Below are 16,108 nucleotides of genomic sequence, written 5' to 3' on the forward strand. Positions count from 1 at the left end.
AACGCCGACAGGGGAATTCCATGATTAGTGATTTTTTTATTAACAGGCCCAAATTTGCCTTTGTTATCTCAACTGTACTGACCTTAGTCGGTTTAATCGCAATTCCTGTGTTATCGGTTTCAGAGTTTCCTGAAATCGCGCCGCCACAGGTGAGCGTTTCAACCAGTTATTCTGGTGCGAGTGCCGATATTGTAAAAGATACTATTGCCCAGCCGTTAGAGGCCGAAGTTAACGGCGTTGAAGGCATGCTCTATATGGAGTCTAAAAGTGCTAACGACGGCAGCTATTCGCTAAATGTAACGTTTGAAGTGGGCACTGATGCCGACATGGCACAGGTAAAAGTGCAAAACCGTGTACAGCAGGCAATGCCGCGATTGCCGGAAGAGGTGAAACGTCAGGGGGTAAAAGTTGAAAAACAAAGCCCTAATATGCTGATGGTGGTTAACCTTGTCTCACCTGACGAGACCTTTGACTCGCTGTTTATTACTAACTATGCCGGCTTAAATGTTAAGGATGCGCTAGCGCGTCAATACGGCGTGTCTAAAGTACAAGTGATTGGTGCGTTAGATTATGCCATGCGTATTTGGCTCGACCCTGACAAAATGGCAAGTTTTGGCGTAACCGCAACTGATGTGATTGGTGCGCTGCAAGAGCAAAACATTCAAGTTGCAGCGGGGCGTATTGGCGCCGCACCGGTGGATCCTGAGCAGCAGTTTCAGTACACGTTACAGACTAAAGGACGACTTAAAGATCCAAAGGAGTTTTACGATGTGATGATCAGAGCCAATAATGATGGCTCTAAAGTGGTGGTTGGCGATGTGGCTCGTGTAGAACTTGGCTCACAAACCTATGATGCTCAAGGTAAGTTAAACAATAAGCCGTCGGCGATTATTGCTATTTATCAATCTCCGGATGCGAATGCACTTGAAGTCGGTAAGGCGATTAAAGCGGAAATGGCAAAGCTGTCAGAGCGTTTTCCTAATGATCTTGAATATGAAGTCTTATATGACACCACTGAGTTTGTTGAAACCTCGATTAAGGAAGTGGTACAAACCCTGTTTATTTCTATAGCGCTGGTGGTTTTTGTGGTGTTTATCTTCTTGCAAGATGTACGCTCAACGCTGGTGCCTGCAATCGCAATTCCTGTCTCTTTAATTGGTACCTTTGCCTTTTTACTTGCCTTTGGCATGAGTATTAACACGGTGTCGCTATTCGCGCTTATTTTAGCGATTGGTATCGTGGTCGATGATGCCATTGTGGTGGTCGAAAACGTCACTCGTCTAATGCAAGATGAGGGACTATCACCGAAAGAAGCCACCTCAAAAGCTATGAAAGAGGTAACAGGGCCGATTATTGCAACCACTTTAGTATTACTCGCGGTGTTTGCTCCGACAGCGGTTATGCCGGGGATCACCGGTCAAATGTATGCACAGTTTTCGGTGACTATCTGTATTTCGGTGCTTATCTCTTCAGTCAATGCACTGACCTTAAGCCCGGCGCTGTGCGCCTCATTATTGCGTCCGCCTAAGACACATACTAAAGGGTTCCATGCGGCGTTTAATAAGCATTTTGAGCGCTTTACCGGTAAGTACATGAAGCTAGTATCATCACTTACTCGCAAGTTGGCATTAGTGGGCATAGTGTATGTTGGCTTGATTCTGCTAACCGGTGGTATCGCGAAAATCTTACCGTCAGGCTTTGTGCCAATGGAAGATAAAAAAGCCTTTATGGTAGATATCCAGCTACCCGATGGCGCTTCGCTTAACCGTACTGAAGAGGTGATGCGTGATTTAGTTGAGCTAACGCGCGATGAACCGGGTGTTGAAAACGTGATTCATGCCAGTGGCTTTAGTATTTTGACCGGCTCTGTGTCTTCAAACGGTGGTTTGATGATTGTCACCCTGTCGACTTGGAGCGAGCGTGAATCAGCCGATATGGCAGAGTCTGCCATTGTTGCCAAACTTCAAGCTAAATACGCGGCCAACCCTGCAGTAAAGGCCATGGCATTCTCACTGCCGCCAATTCCAGGTGTGGGTAGTGTCGGTGGCTTTGAGTTTGTGCTGCAAGACACGCAAGGACGTACGCCTCAAGAGCTCGCTTCTGTGATGCGAGCCTTGATTATGAAAGCCAATGAGCAACCTGAAATAGCGATGGCCTTTAGTAACTTCCGCGCCGATGTGCCGCAGATGTTTGTCGATGTTGATAGGGATAAAGCCAAGGCGTTAGGTATTTCACTTAATGAGATCTTCTCAACCATGCAAACCATGCTCGGCTCTATGTACGTTAATGACTTTAACCGCTATGGCAAAGTCTTTAGAGTTATCTTGCAGGCTGAGACTGAGTATCGTGATTCAGACAAAGACATCTCGCGCTTTTATGTGCGCTCTAATACTGGCGAAATGGTGCCGTTAAGTACCTTAGTGACTGTGACGCCGATTTTAGGCCCTGACGTGATGAACAACTACAACATGTTCAGCTCGACGACCATTAACGGTTTCCCGGCGCCGGGCTTTAGCTCGGGTGATGCGATTACTGCCATGGAGCGCGCCGCTAATGAATCGCTGCCAACCGGCTATACGTTTGAGTGGACAGGGCAAACTTACCAAGAGATTAAGGCGGGTAATTTAGCGCCATTGATTTTCTCGTTAGCGTTAGTGTTTACTTACTTATTCCTGGTGGCGCAATACGAGAGCTGGACCATTCCGTTTGCGGTTATTTTAGCAGTGCCTATTGCGGTGTTAGGTGCATTCTTAAATATCCTCTTGGTGGGTTCAGACTTAAACCTTTATGCGCAGATTGGTCTGGTACTGCTGATTGGCCTCGCCTGTAAGAACGCGATTTTGATTGTCGAGTTTGCTAAGCAGTTACGAGAAGAAGGCAAAAGCATATTAGAAGCGGGTGAAACCGCGGCAAGATTGCGTTTTCGTGCGGTATTGATGACGGCATTCTCCTTCCTGTTAGGGGTATTGCCTTTAGTTATCGCCTCTGGTGCTGGTGCCGGTAGTCGCCGCGCATTAGGCTACTCTGTGTTTGGTGGTATGTTAGCGGCCACTATCGTTGGTACCTTATTAGTGCCCGTATTTTACGTGATGATGCAAAAGATGCGCGAAAAGGCTAAAGGCTTACCTAGTGATGTTGAGCCGGCTGCAACTAAAGAGCCAAGCTAAGAGCGTAAACTAACTGAGGTTATGAATTAAGTACTTAAAATTAATGCATAAATCTAGTTCATAAACATAGAGCTGCTAATGAGTAAAACAAAAGGTCTGTTGTAATAGCAGGCCTTTTTAATGCTTGAAAAAGCAACCAATACCTAGGGCGTTATCTTTGATAGCGATACCGATAAAATGTATGGCTTTGTTTAGATATAGATAACAGTTTAAGGAGTAATACCAAGATGTTTATCATAACGCAGAAAGGGAAAAGCCCACTCCGTAGAGTGGGCTTTAAAGCTTGCTTTAACTTTTGCAGGGAAAAAGCGAACTAGTCGATTATATCAACTATGTAACCTTTTGTATCGCTTAAACCCAATTAAATTGGACTGTAGGTATTAATAGGGTGGTTTAGAGGCAAAAAAGTTCACAAAGATGCTGATTAGAATAATAATCGCTTAGTAAGCTTTTTGACTGGTGACTAGGATATTTTTGATTAGTGACTAAGTTACTTTTGTTTATGAAACAGTATGCCTATTTGGTGAAGCCGGTTTGGTAAAATCTGTTTGCTAAAGCGTGTTGTAATGAAATGACGCTGATAGCTAAGAATAAAAAACGATTGACCGATATACCAGTCAATCGTTTTAGGCTAATCAATTTGAATAAGTTACTTTAGATAAGTCGCTTACCCATTACAGCTAATGCCTACGCACTTGCAGAATTTAAAGTGCGTTAGTGAAGATCTGGCAGATCTCTTCATGAGTTGCTTGTTTAGGATTAGTGAAACCACAAGCATCTTTAAGTGCATTATCTGCAAGCGTTGGAATATCTTCAGCTTTAACACCTAGCTTAGTGAGATTCTCTGGAATATTCACTGCAACAGATAGTTGCTTAATGGCTGTTAACGCGGCTTCTGCGCCTTGCTCATCAGTCATTGCTGCTACATCAACGCCCATAGCTTTAGCGACATCTTTTAGGCGTCCAGGCACAACTTGGGCGTTGTAAGCTTGAACATGCGGTAGTAACAGTGCGTTACATACACCATGCGGTAGGTCATAGAAGCCACCCAACTGGTGAGCCATTGCATGAACATAACCAAGGCTTGCGTTGTTAAATGCCATACCGGCAAGGAACTGGGCATAGGCCATTTGGTCGCGTGCTTCGATGCTTTGGCCATTCTCAACCGCTTCAACTAAGTTGCCTTGAATAAGCTCAATGGCTTTAATTGCACAGGCATCAGTGATTGGGTTAGCCGCAATTGATACATATGCCTCAATGGCGTGAGTGAGCGCGTCCATACCGGTTGCAGCGGTTAGCCCTGCTGGCTTAAGTAGCATAAGTTCTGGGTCGTTCACTGATAAAATTGGCGTGGTGTTCTTATCTACAATCGCCATTTTTATGTGACGCTGTTCGTCGGTAATAATACAAAAACGTGTCATCTCACTTGCAGTACCGGCTGTGGTGTTTATGGCTACAAGTGGTAGTTGTGGCTTAGTTGATACATCTAAGCCTTCGTAATCTTTGATGCTGCCGCCATTTGTTGCAACCAGTGCAATACCTTTAGCGCAATCATGTGGAGAGCCACCACCTAAAGAAATGACAAAGTCACATTTGTTGGCAGTTAATATTTCAAGTCCGGCTTCAACGTTGCCTACAGTCGGGTTTGGTTGCACGCCATCGAAGACGACTGAACGGATATCATTGCTGGCAAGCTTATCGGTAACTTGGCCAACAAGACCAATATCAACCAGCGGCTTATCTGTAACAATTAATGCATTTTTAAAGCCTAGAGACTTAATGTCGCCAATTGCTTCGGTAACAGCATCTTGCCCTAAGATATTGACAGATGGGATAAAAAATTTAGCAGCCATAAGAATCACCTATTACGCTTAATGTTAAAAGTTGTTATCTTTTCTGGTAATTAAAGTACCAATACTACCGCAATAAAGGTGTGATCAATCTCTAATAAAACACCGGATTAAACAAAATCAGCCCGAAAATCGGATCTGCCTTACTAATTTTGTAATTTTATGACACAAACAAAGGTTTTAATGACTTTAAGCTCACTAAAACTCGGTAAATAGTGAAATAAACTCCTAAATTAACTTATAACTAGCGTAAAATAATACTTTCGACGTAGCCGTTTTAAGACCATAGCCGAGCTTATAAGCTGATTTGTACTAATACCAATCAGTATAAGAAGTTGATCTACTCAGAGCGGTTTTTGGCAAGCTAATTCAAGGCGAATCGCGGAAGTAATGGCTATTCCCTTGCGAGGCTATTCAACGCAGAAGTAGGCAGCCAAAAACGCTCCAGAATGGCGAGTTTTAGCGATTCTGAAGCTGTGACTCTTAATAAATAAAAAGGGAGCTTGAACCTCGTTCAGCTATGCTCTTCACTCGCTGCAAACCACATGGATGTGGTGAATGTCATTAATGCAGGAGCATTTAATGACCTTGCCTCAGAAGCGCTAAATTCTCGCTGAGCGACCAAATCTTTATACTGATTGGAATTAAGCTACCGCTCGAAGGTAGAAGTGATGAGGGTTGGCTGATTTGGCTAAATAGTGGCTATTTAAAATAGTCTTAGCAAGGCGTCTATGCTGCAGATAGGCGCCTTAATTGTTGCAAACCTATATTCATGTGTAAGCTTAAAGCAAAAGGCTATTATCTATTTCGTGGAACTGGCTGACGGAATCAATCAGTGATTTGGCTGTTAGCGTTGGTACGCCGTAGACTTGTGTTTCAACGCCATATTTTTGTTGGATTCTGTGCATGAGTAAGTCAAAGTCACCATCGCCAGAAAGTAAAATAATACAGTCGACTTCACTAGCGGCTTCCATAATGTCGATGGTGATCCCCACATCCCAATCACCTTTAGCTGAGCCATCACTGCGCTGAATAAAGGGCTTTAACTTCACGTCAAAACCAATGTGTTTTAAGGCGTCTTGGAATTTGAGTTGGCCGTCATCCCCGCGGTGTATTGCGTAAGCGGTTGCTTGCACAATATCTCCCTCATAGCCTAAGTGTTGCCACAATTTTCGATAATTAAATTGCTTGCCATAAGCTTGGCGGCAGGTGTAATAAATATTTTGGACATCAACGAATAGGGCTATTTTTTTCACTTATGGCTCATTTGGCATGTAGCTAGAGAAAATATCGTTATCTTGGCTTAATCTAGCTAACTGAATAACAAACGTTACTATCTCACAGTTCTATGGTTTACGCACTCATGTCTTATATTTGTGACTGTGTCTGCCGGGTATTTAAGGCAAGCATTTTAGTCTGCATTGTGGAATATGATCTTGGTGAATAGTGAACGGTTCGAGTTTAGATATTGGGCTAGCGGCTAGGTTAAAGCTTTAACCCAGTATCTAAAACTAAATGGTTAAACAAAGGGCATTAGCTAGATATAGATATCGACTTCAGCAAAGTGGGAGTATGTTGATTGGCGACGGTCATAAGCGCGCAGTTTTGCATTGCTTCGGCTGTCACCGTTTTGACGGCGCTCCACTATAAATTGGCCATTTACATTAATGGTTTCATAAACATCTGTGGTTGTGCGTTGTTCTGTTAAATCTTGTTCTTCTTTTGAGCAAAAGTCAGTTTCATCCATAAGCGTGACCTCTAATTAGCAAATTGACTAGCAGTTAACAACGCTAGTGGCTTAACTATGAGTATAGAAAAGACTCAAGCAATTGCCGTTTTATATTAGTTACACGCTTATATACAGCAAACCTAGACCTACAAAAAAGGAGCGGCTTATATTAATAAGGCCGCTCCTTTTTGTGCTCAGTTCGAATATTACCGCTATTCAACAGTCTAATTGAGGCACTAGCTTTGCTTGTTCGCCGGTTGTTGATGCTCAACAATTGCAAGCTCTAGCTGCGACTCTACATAGCCTGGGGACTTCGTTGCTACCGAAATCAAGCGATACATGGCTGGGATAACCAGTAAGGTTACAAAAGTAGCAAAGGCCATACCAAAGAACACCACTGTACCGACGGAAATGCGGCTTTCTGCGCCTGCTCCTGTAGATAGGATTAGCGGTATTGCGCCAATAAGGGTGGTGAACGCAGTCATCAAGATAGGGCGTAAACGTCGAGTCGATGCGTCGATAATCGCTTGCTCAATCTCAAGACCTTTATCCCGCAGTTGGTTAGCAAATTCTACAATCAAAATGCCGTTCTTAGTCACCATACCAATCAGCATGATCATACCAATTTGGCTGTAGATATTCAGTCCTTGGCCAGTTAGATATAAACCTAAGAAACCACCAAACACGCCCATAGGTACGGTAAACATCACTACTAATGGGTTAATAAAGCTCTCAAACTGCGCTGCTAACACTAAGTAAGCCACCAGTAGCGCTAAGCCAAATACAATAAAGATACTGCTTTGGTTTTCTTTAAAGTCTTTAGACTCGCCAGTGTAAGCAACACTAATGTCACTAGGCAGCATCTCAATCGCTTTTTGATCTAAGAAGTCGAGTGCTTCGCCTAAGGTGTAACCTTCGCCTAAGTTCGCTTTTAAGGTGATCGATTTTTGCTTGTTGTTGTGACTCAGTTTTAGCGCCGAGGCCACCTCTTCAATATGGGTAATGGTATCTAAGGTGATTAGATCACCTTTGCTCGAACGCATATAGATTTGACTAAGATCGGCCACGTTACTAAAACTACTTTCATCACCGCGCAGGTAAACATCGTACTCTTCACCACGCTCAACAAAGGTGGTTTCGCTGCGACCGCCGAGCATGATCTCTAAGGTTTCAGACACTTCGGCAACACTTATTCCAAGCTCGGCTGCACGCTCTTTATCAACGGTGACTACCAGCTCAGGTGAAGTCTCTTTATAGTCGATTTCAGGGCTTTCAAATATCGGGCTATATAGCGCTTCTTCCTCAAGCATTGTTGCCCATTTAAATAGCTCTTGGTAATCAGAGCCGCCTAAAACGAATTGCACAGGCTCACTTGAGCCACCTCTAAAGCCAGGTAGTAGCGGCCTTACCATAACATCAGGAATGCCTTTTAATGCATTTGAAATCACGCCTAGGGCTTGCTGGGCGTTAATGGTTCTTTCGTTCCAGTCTTCTAGCTGAATAATCACAAAACCGGTTTGATCGCCAGCGCGGCCACCAAAAGCAGGCGCTTGAATACTAAAAGATTTGACTACGCCTTGCCCTAAAAGCGGCATGAGTTTGTCTTCGGCTATTTCCATATTGGCAGCCATACGGTTATAGCTGGTACCTTCAGCGCCTTTAATAAAGGCAAAAATCACCCCGCGATCTTCTTGTGGCGCAAGCTGAGCTGGTACCTGTTGCATTAGCCAGCCACTGCCCAAGATACAGGCAATAATCACTAATGGCGCTGCTAAGCGCAGTGATACAGCTTTGGTTACCATTTTACGATAACCGTCTTCTAGACGTCTAAAAGCGCTATCAACGATCAAGTTAAAGCGATTCGGTTTAACGTTTGCTTTAAGAATCTTGCTGCCAAGTACTGGGGTCAAGGTTAGTGCTATTAGCGACGAGAACAGCACTGAAACTGCTAGCATAACCGAGAATTCAGTAAACAGTAGGCCAACCATGCCTTCCATAAATGAAATCGGCAAGAAGACCATCACCAGTACCGCGGTGGTTGCCATTACGGCAAAGCCAACTTCACGGGTACCATTGTAGGCAGCTAAAATAGGCGGCTCGCCTTTCTCGATATGGTGGAAGATGTTTTCTACCACCACGATGGCATCATCAACCACGAGGCCAATTGATAAAATCAATGCCATTAGGGTTAAAAGGTTAATCGAGTAGCCAAACATGTTAGCGGCGATAAAGGCGGAAATTAGTGATACGGGTACCGTTACCGCAGGGATCAGCGTCGCCCTTGCTTGGCCGATAAAGATGTACAGCACTAAAATAACCAATAGGGCGGTAACGGCTAGTGTGCTGAAGACTTCATCAATCGAGCGGTCGATAAATACCGTGGAGTCATAGTCAACAATCAGCTTAGTACCGTCCGGCAAAAACTTTTGGATGAGATCAACTTCTTTATGCACATCTTGCGCAACTTCCAGCGGATTAGCGTCAGATTGCGCAACAATACCTAGTGAGATGTTAACAACGCCATCACTTTTAAAGGTTGAGTTCTCGTTTTCTGCACCAATAAATACCTTAGCGACATCTTTTAGATAGATAGGCGAACCATCACCTGCTGTGCGGATAACCAGATATTCAAAGTCTTCAGGGCTTTGGTATAAACGCGCGGTACGAACAGCCATAACGGTGGTGTCGTTACGTACTTCACCGCCGGGTGTTTCAACGTTTTCTTTATTGAGTACTTTCACGATATCGGCGGCAGTAACATTACGACCAGCCATTAACTCTGGACTAAGCTGTACGTACATGACCTTGTACAAGCCACCAGAGATATCCACACTACTCACGCCTGATATTAGGCTGAACCTGTCTTCAAGTACCCGCTGCGCGTAGTCCGTTAGCTGTGTTCTGTCCATTACAGACGAGCTTAAATTGACATATACCGATGGCTCACCAGTACCGTTGTCTTTAGACACAATAGGATCGTTTGCTTCATCGGGCAGACGGCGCTGTGCGCGGGCAACTGCGTCGCGTACATCACTGACACCTTCAGTTAGGTTCCAACCTAATAGAAAAGTGACCGTAATTCGTGACATGCCGTTACGGGTAACAGACTGAATCTGGTCAACACCACTAATACCGGTTAGCTCACTTTCCAATGCGGTGGTGATTTGGCTTTCCATGATGGTGGCAGAGGCACCTTCATAGGTGGTCATTACGGTAACCACAGGGCTCTCAACGTCCGGCATTTCACGAACAGCAAGTTTAGTGAAAGAGACTGCGCCAAAAACGCAGAGTAATAAACTAAGTACTATGGCAACAACCGGGCGTTTTACTGAAACATCAGACAACCACATTTAGATGCTTCCTCTTGCTTGTTGTTCTTCTTTCGCTTCATTGGCTGGTTTTTTAACGAGGGCTGATTCGGCTAAATCATCCACACGCAGACCATCACGCATATTCACTAAACCTTGAACCACCACTTTATCGCCAATGCTAAGTCCTTCTGTTATCAGTACTTCATTATCAATACGTGCGCCCAAAGTAACTTTAGTGCGCTTAGCAATACCATCAGTGCCAATAACATAAACAAAGCGGTTAGTCCCTGAGTATTCTAGCGCTTGTACTGGGATCACAGGTTCAGAAACGCTCGGGAATAACATGGTTGCAGACATCATCATGCCTGGCTTTAATTGATGTAGAGGGTTATCAAACTGCACTCTGACTTTGAGGTTTAGGGTGTCTTGGTTGACGCGAGAATCGATGGCGATGACTTTACCGATAAAGGCTTGATCTGGCCAAGCACGACTCTTAGCACTAACGGCCATGCCAACACTTAACTGTGACAGGTAGTTTTCAGGCACTTGTAAATCAAGTCGCATGCTTGACAGATCATCAAGTGATAATAGCTCTGTACCCGCAGTGACCATTTTGCCTTGGCTAAAATCTATAAGGCCTGCAGTACCTGAAAATGGTGCGCTTAAGTAATGGTAATCAAGGTCGGCTTGCGCCGCTGCAAGGCGAGCGAGTGCCATATCCACACTGGCGGTTTGGGCATCGATTTCAGTTTTAGTGATGGCGTTTTTATCAATGAGTTTAAGGAATTCTTTAAGTTTACGCTTTTCATCGGCGAGGTAAGCATTGGCTTCTGCAAGGGCTGCTTGTGCTTTGGCGTCATCAAGTTGTACTAAAATCTGGCCTTGACTGATTTCTTGGTCAGTATTGATTTGAATAGACTTAATCTTGCCTGCAATTTGCGGTGCAATATATACCGATTGCTCAGCATCGAGCTTACCAATCAAGGACAGTGACTGAGATAAGTCATGCTGTTCGACCAATCCAGTTACAACCGGGACGGTGCGCACAGGACGATCTTTAGTGTCGGTGCGTTTAGCTTCTGAGTAGCTGCTATACGAAACAGCACCCGCGACAATCAAGATTAAAGGAATTAAAAAATAAGATGGTTTCATGAATGATTACTTACCCTGCCAAAGTTGGGATTATTTTAGATAAAAAACGGCCTTTGTAGAGTAAAGCAATGTAAAGTAAGGAAAAGTATAAGTTAATGTTTTACATGGTTTTATCTTAAATGGATCAAAGTTAACCTTTCGTTATCAATATTATCATCTTGGTTTCATCGGCAAAGGAGGGAACTGAATCATTTAGCGTAATGAGCCTAGGAGGAGGTTGTTCGTGTGTGCTTGCCGATACAAGTTGTTTTGATGAGGCAAAGCTTATTAAATCGCAACTGTTAAGCCTGTAATAGAAATGGGGTTAGTTGTTAATGCCTCAGAGGGTAAGCTCAGATACGACTATAAGAGCCAACCTTGTTGGTCGGCTCTATTTTTAGTGCTTAGTGTTTAACTAGCTGTACTGGGGCAAATTAAGACTGTTACAGCGCTTGTCGCGAACCATCGAATAACCCACGACTAAATTGGTTATTTTCAATCAGTAATAACTCGCCCTGTTTGCCTAGTTTTATGCTGCTGTCAATGGCTATCACCTTATTATTAAACAGGCCTAGCACCTGTTTTTGTGAGGTGTGGCCGACGGTAATATGGTTAACCTTGAAATAAGCGAGAATTTTATCAAGCTCGGTTTCAGTAAAATTATCTTTAAAGTAGCCACGATACCAAGTGGGTCCGTTGCCATAAAACAGGAAGTTTAATAACTCATCCTGTTTAAGCTCGCTTTTGGGTCTACCAATATTGTCTCTAAATAGTCTATTGGCTTGCGCGATTGTCAGCCCGCGATCTAACCATTCACTGCTAATTCCACCATGCATGTAAAGTACATCATTGATTTTCACTAAGGTGTGTTTGCTTCTAAGCCACTGACCGATTTCGGTGTCGGCGCCATAAAGCTCATCGTTACTTTTTGCCATTAATTCACTGGCCAGATCATAGCGCTCATGCACGTATCTTAAGTCGCCGCCAAGTACCATCTGTTCATGGTTGCCCATGAGTAGATGTAGCATGCCACCTGCTGCTTTTGCCTGTTTATCCAGTTGATAAACAAACCACAAGACTTCGTTTATCTTGTCGCCGCGGTCAAACATATCGCCGGTAATAACCATATGACCATCACCGAAAGCCCAGTTATTATCAGCATCGATGATTTTTTGGTTTTTAAGCAGGCTGATTAAAACATCGTATTGACCATGAACATCGCTGAGGGCAACGATATTATTAACACCGCTGTAGCTATCAGGCATCACTTGTTTAATGGCATTGCTGAGCAGCGGCTCAGGTAATTGACCACAGTTATCAGGGCGCTTAAGGCTATTATTGCTGATTACAGTGGACTGTAGCTTAGCATTACAAATCCAATAAGCGGTTTGTGATTGATTGCCATTAGTGACTGTCTGCGATTCTGCCAAATTATCGATTACATAAGGGCCGTCAAATTGATAAGCAACAGGCTCTGATGCCTGCAGTTGCCAAGTGGTAGTCAGTAAACTGACCGCTAATAATAAAGATTTAGTCATTGTTGTACTTCTTATTTTTGTGTCTTTAAATCAAGTTTTTCAAGGTAATAAGTTATTTACCAGCCAATTAAATAACGGCTGCGCTTACTCAGTAACTTCTTGATGATGATTGCAATAACGTAGGAAATCGCAATCACGCCCAAGGTAACTAATAAGGTGGTAAACACATTTCCTTTACCGGCAAGGCCAAATAGATCTGGACTGTCATAGAGCATCCACCATGGAGTGGTGATCCAAGGGTGAATAAAGTAAATGGCAAAGCTGACCTCAGCTAACTTTTGCAGTGGTGCAATCGAGATATGCTCAAACTTGTTTAAAATCGCCAATATTACTAGCGTGAGCAAGATTTTTTGCGGCAACATTAAGTCAGGCACTGTCATTTCAAATGGCGCTTTATTTAGTGTTCCGGCACCAAAGTACTGCGCTTGTATAAGGGCTAGGGCAATACCTGTAAGTAGCATTGGCAGCCAATACTTATCGATAAATGGGAATAGTTTTTCGCGATGGGCTGAACCCCAAACCCCAAGTAGGTAGACGGGTAAAAAGTAGACTAAAGATTGAATCGCATTTAGGTTTGAAACCGGTCTATGTACCAGTATCGCAATGATTAACAGCGGAATAGCGTAGTAGAGTACTTGCTGCTTTTTAATGAGATACATGACCCAAGGCGATAGGGCGAATAACATCATTCCCATAGGAATATACCAATATGCAGTCAAAGTTCGACCAGTTATGACATACCAGCTTGCAGCCGCGGCTGGGCCTGTAATATCTGCCATCTCTTTATGCATCATTGGGTCGGTACCTACTGTAAGGTGCCAAACAATCCAAGGTAAAGATAAAAGTAAATAAGGCAGGAAAACAAATTTAGTTTTGCTCTTCATATACTTTTTGTAGTCCCAGCGGTGATAGAACACATGGTGGAACAAAAAGCCTGAGATAAACACAAAAAAGACCGTGCCGTTCATCATCAAGTTAAACCAAGCTTTGTCGGCAAAGGTTTCCACTTCCCAGCCCGCAGGGCGATAACAATGAGCCATTACAATAAAGATAATGGCAATACCGCGGAAATGATTAATGCTATTTAAAAAGCCGGTTGATTTTTTGGCTGGAATAGCAGGCTCCTGAGTGCTTATTGAGGGGGCACTAGTGGCACTGCTGTTAGCCTGAGATAAGCGAGTTTTATCGTCCATTGCATTCTTGTCCATTAATTGCAGCCTTACTGATGTAAATGCATTTTTATTATTTTAGAGACAGGGAAACTGCTGCCGTTTTAATTGGTTAATTTATACCAATTGGCATTTTGGCATATTTAATAAGGATTTTGTTGCCGAAATGCAAAATATTTGTGCTTCTCGAGTGGAGGATCTTTGGCTTAATAAAAGAGCGCTTGTTATATTTGTACTGGAAATTGGGGCTGCAGGCGGATTGATTGTTTTAGAACAATAAAAAAGGAGGCTTAAGCCTCCTTTGAATATGTACGATGAGTGTTACTTAACCATACGCTTGTACTTTAAGCGATGCGGCTCAACAACGTCTGTACCCATGGTTTCTTTCAACCATGTTGAGTACTCAGTGTAGTTACCTTCATAGAAGTTAACTTTACCTTCGTCGCGGTAGTCTAGGATGTGAGTTGCGATTCTATCTAAGAACCAACGGTCGTGTGAAATCACCATGGCACAACCTGGGAACTCAAGTAGTGCTTCTTCAAGTGCACGCAATGTTTCAACGTCTAAGTCGTTGGTTGGCTCATCCAGTAACAGTACGTTACCGCCAGCTTGTAGAAGCTTAGCTAAATGCACTCGGTTACGTTCACCACCTGACAATGTACCGATGATCTTTTGCTGATCGCCACCACGGAAGTTAAAGCGGCCTACATAAGCGCGGCTTGGAATTTCAGTGTTGTTGATACGCATAATGTCTTGGCCGTCAGAGATCTCTTGCCAAACCGTGTTCTTATCGTTCATTGAATCACGGAACTGTTCAACCGATGCGATTTGAACAGACTCACCGAGCTCTACGGTGCCGCTATCTGGCTGCTCAGCGCCGGAAATCATCTTAAATAATGTTGATTTACCCGCACCGTTAGCACCGATAATACCGACGATTGCGCCTTTTGGTACTGAGAAGCTCAAGTTATCAATCAGTACGCGGTCGCCATAAGATTTTGTCAGGTTATTGATTTCGATAACCTTGTCACCTAAGCGCGGTCCTGGCGGAATAAAGAGTTCGTTGGTTTCGTTACGCTTTTGGTAGTCGTTAGTATTAAGCTCTTCGAAGCGAGCCATACGTGCTTTACCTTTAGACTGACGGCCTTTAGCACCTTGACGTACCCATTCAAGCTCTTTGGCGATAGTCTTTTGACGTGCGCTTTCAGTGGCAGATTCTTGCGTTAGACGGGCATCTTTCTGCTCAAGCCAAGAAGAGTAGTTTCCTTCCCATGGAATACCTTCACCACGGTCAAGTTCTAAGATCCAGCCTGCTGCGTTATCAAGGAAGTATCTATCGTGGGTAATTGCCACAACAGTACCCGTGTACTCTTGTAAGAAACGTTCTAACCATGCAACCGATTCCGCATCCAAGTGGTTGGTTGGTTCGTCAAGTAACAGCATGTCAGGCTTTTCTAGTAGCAGACGACAAATCGCTACACGGCGACGTTCACCACCTGATAGCACTTCAATCTTCTCATCCCAATCAGGAAGACGCAGTGCGTTAGCTGCACGGTCTAAAACCACATCTAGATTGTGCGCATCTTGAGATTGGATTATTGACTCTAATTCACCTTGCTCTTTTGCAAGTGCGTCAAAATCTGCATCAGGCTCAGCATAAAGTGCATAGACTTCATCTAAACGTACTAGGGCGTTTTTGGCGTCTGCAACGGCTTCTTCAACGGCTTCACGAACTGTTTGGTTTGGATCTAGCTTTGGTTCCTGCGGTAGGTAACCAATTTTAAGATCTTGCATTGGGCGAGCTTCACCCTCAATTTCAGTATCAAGACCCGCCATGATGCGAAGTAGGGTAGACTTACCAGAGCCGTTAAGACCCAAAACACCGATTTTAGCGCCAGGGAAAAAGCTTAATGAGATGTCTTTTAAGATCTGTTTTTTAGGTGGGACAATCTTGCCCACTCTAAGCATGCTATATACAAATTGAGCCATGTTTAATTCTCTTTGATTGTATTTTTTCTATGTTGATTGCTGGCAATTCTACTCGATTCAATGCAGAACTTAAATCTGAATTCGCGCAGTTTCAGTGTGTGTCAGCTTGATATCGGTCATAACAATATTTACTTGTTGTTAGCTGCTATTAGTGCTTTTTACAAAACTCACTCATCTAGAATTGCAAGTAATTTCATGTTGTAAATACTGGGATTGTGATCGAA

At 43.6% G+C, this 16,108-nt stretch carries 9 protein-coding genes; 1 reads left to right on the forward strand and 8 read right to left on the reverse strand.

Annotated features, from left to right (window positions below):
* The first annotated feature begins 20 nt into the window (after positions 1 to 20).
* Positions 21 to 3,167 (forward strand): efflux RND transporter permease subunit, encoded by a 3,147-nt coding sequence (locus tag AB4298_RS08835; RefSeq protein ID WP_371986378.1) that lies wholly within the window; start codon positions 21 to 23, stop codon positions 3,165 to 3,167.
* A 704-nt stretch (positions 3,168 to 3,871) separates the two neighbouring features.
* Here AB4298_RS08835 and yiaY read toward each other — a convergent pair.
* The 8 genes from yiaY to ettA all read right to left on the reverse strand — a co-directional run bounded on the left by yiaY (position 3,872) and on the right by ettA (position 15,884).
* On the reverse strand, positions 3,872 to 5,020 hold the full coding sequence (yiaY, locus tag AB4298_RS08840) for an L-threonine dehydrogenase (RefSeq protein ID WP_249000355.1): 1,149 nt from the start codon (positions 5,018 to 5,020) through the stop codon (positions 3,872 to 3,874).
* Positions 5,021 to 5,799: 779 nt separating this feature from the next.
* The gene (locus tag AB4298_RS08845) at positions 5,800 to 6,273 is read right to left on the reverse strand and encodes a LabA-like NYN domain-containing protein (RefSeq protein ID WP_249000354.1); all 474 of its coding nucleotides are present in this window, start codon (positions 6,271 to 6,273) and stop codon (positions 5,800 to 5,802) included.
* 281 nt (positions 6,274 to 6,554) lie between these two features.
* Positions 6,555 to 6,764 (reverse strand): hypothetical protein, encoded by a 210-nt coding sequence (locus tag AB4298_RS08850; protein WP_249000353.1) that lies wholly within the window; start codon positions 6,762 to 6,764, stop codon positions 6,555 to 6,557.
* A gap of 218 nt (positions 6,765 to 6,982) precedes the next feature.
* Positions 6,983 to 10,096, reverse strand: a complete 3,114-nt coding sequence (locus AB4298_RS08855) for a multidrug efflux RND transporter permease subunit (protein ID WP_371986379.1) — start codon at positions 10,094 to 10,096, stop codon at positions 6,983 to 6,985.
* Positions 10,097 to 11,209 carry an efflux RND transporter periplasmic adaptor subunit gene (locus AB4298_RS08860; RefSeq protein ID WP_371986380.1) on the reverse strand — a complete coding sequence of 371 codons (1,113 nt, stop codon included), beginning with the start codon at positions 11,207 to 11,209 and terminating at the stop codon, positions 10,097 to 10,099. It lies immediately after the preceding gene.
* 422 nt (positions 11,210 to 11,631) lie between these two features.
* Positions 11,632 to 12,726 (reverse strand): metallophosphoesterase, encoded by a 1,095-nt coding sequence (locus tag AB4298_RS08865; protein ID WP_371986381.1) that lies wholly within the window; start codon positions 12,724 to 12,726, stop codon positions 11,632 to 11,634.
* A gap of 56 nt (positions 12,727 to 12,782) precedes the next feature.
* On the reverse strand, positions 12,783 to 13,934 hold the full coding sequence (locus tag AB4298_RS08870) for an acyltransferase family protein (protein ID WP_371986382.1): 1,152 nt from the start codon (positions 13,932 to 13,934) through the stop codon (positions 12,783 to 12,785).
* Between the two features lie 282 nt (positions 13,935 to 14,216).
* The gene (gene ettA / locus AB4298_RS08875) at positions 14,217 to 15,884 is read right to left on the reverse strand and encodes an energy-dependent translational throttle protein EttA (protein WP_220781092.1); all 1,668 of its coding nucleotides are present in this window, start codon (positions 15,882 to 15,884) and stop codon (positions 14,217 to 14,219) included.
* Positions 15,885 to 16,108 lie beyond the last annotated feature (224 nt).

Origin of the sequence: Shewanella sp. 10N.261.52.F9 (assembly GCF_041471165.1) — a bacterium.
Taxonomy (GTDB): domain Bacteria; phylum Pseudomonadota; class Gammaproteobacteria; order Enterobacterales; family Shewanellaceae; genus Shewanella; species Shewanella marinintestina.

Bases quoted from the DNA above. Each gene is read 5' to 3' on its own strand.
- AB4298_RS08835 (WP_371986378.1), top strand. From the start codon at position 21: ATGATTAGTGATTTTTTTATTAACAGGCCCAAATTTGCCTTTGTTATC.
- yiaY (WP_249000355.1), bottom strand. From the start codon at position 5,020: ATGGCTGCTAAATTTTTTATCCCATCTGTCAATATCTTAGGGCAAGAT.
- AB4298_RS08850 (WP_249000353.1), bottom strand. From the start codon at position 6,764: ATGGATGAAACTGACTTTTGCTCAAAAGAAGAACAAGATTTAACAGAA.
- AB4298_RS08855 (WP_371986379.1), bottom strand. From the start codon at position 10,096: ATGTGGTTGTCTGATGTTTCAGTAAAACGCCCGGTTGTTGCCATAGTA.
- AB4298_RS08860 (WP_371986380.1), bottom strand. From the start codon at position 11,209: ATGAAACCATCTTATTTTTTAATTCCTTTAATCTTGATTGTCGCGGGT.
- AB4298_RS08865 (WP_371986381.1), bottom strand. From the start codon at position 12,726: ATGACTAAATCTTTATTATTAGCGGTCAGTTTACTGACTACCACTTGG.
- AB4298_RS08870 (WP_371986382.1), bottom strand. From the start codon at position 13,934: ATGGACAAGAATGCAATGGACGATAAAACTCGCTTATCTCAGGCTAAC.
- ettA (WP_220781092.1), bottom strand. From the start codon at position 15,884: ATGGCTCAATTTGTATATAGCATGCTTAGAGTGGGCAAGATTGTCCCA.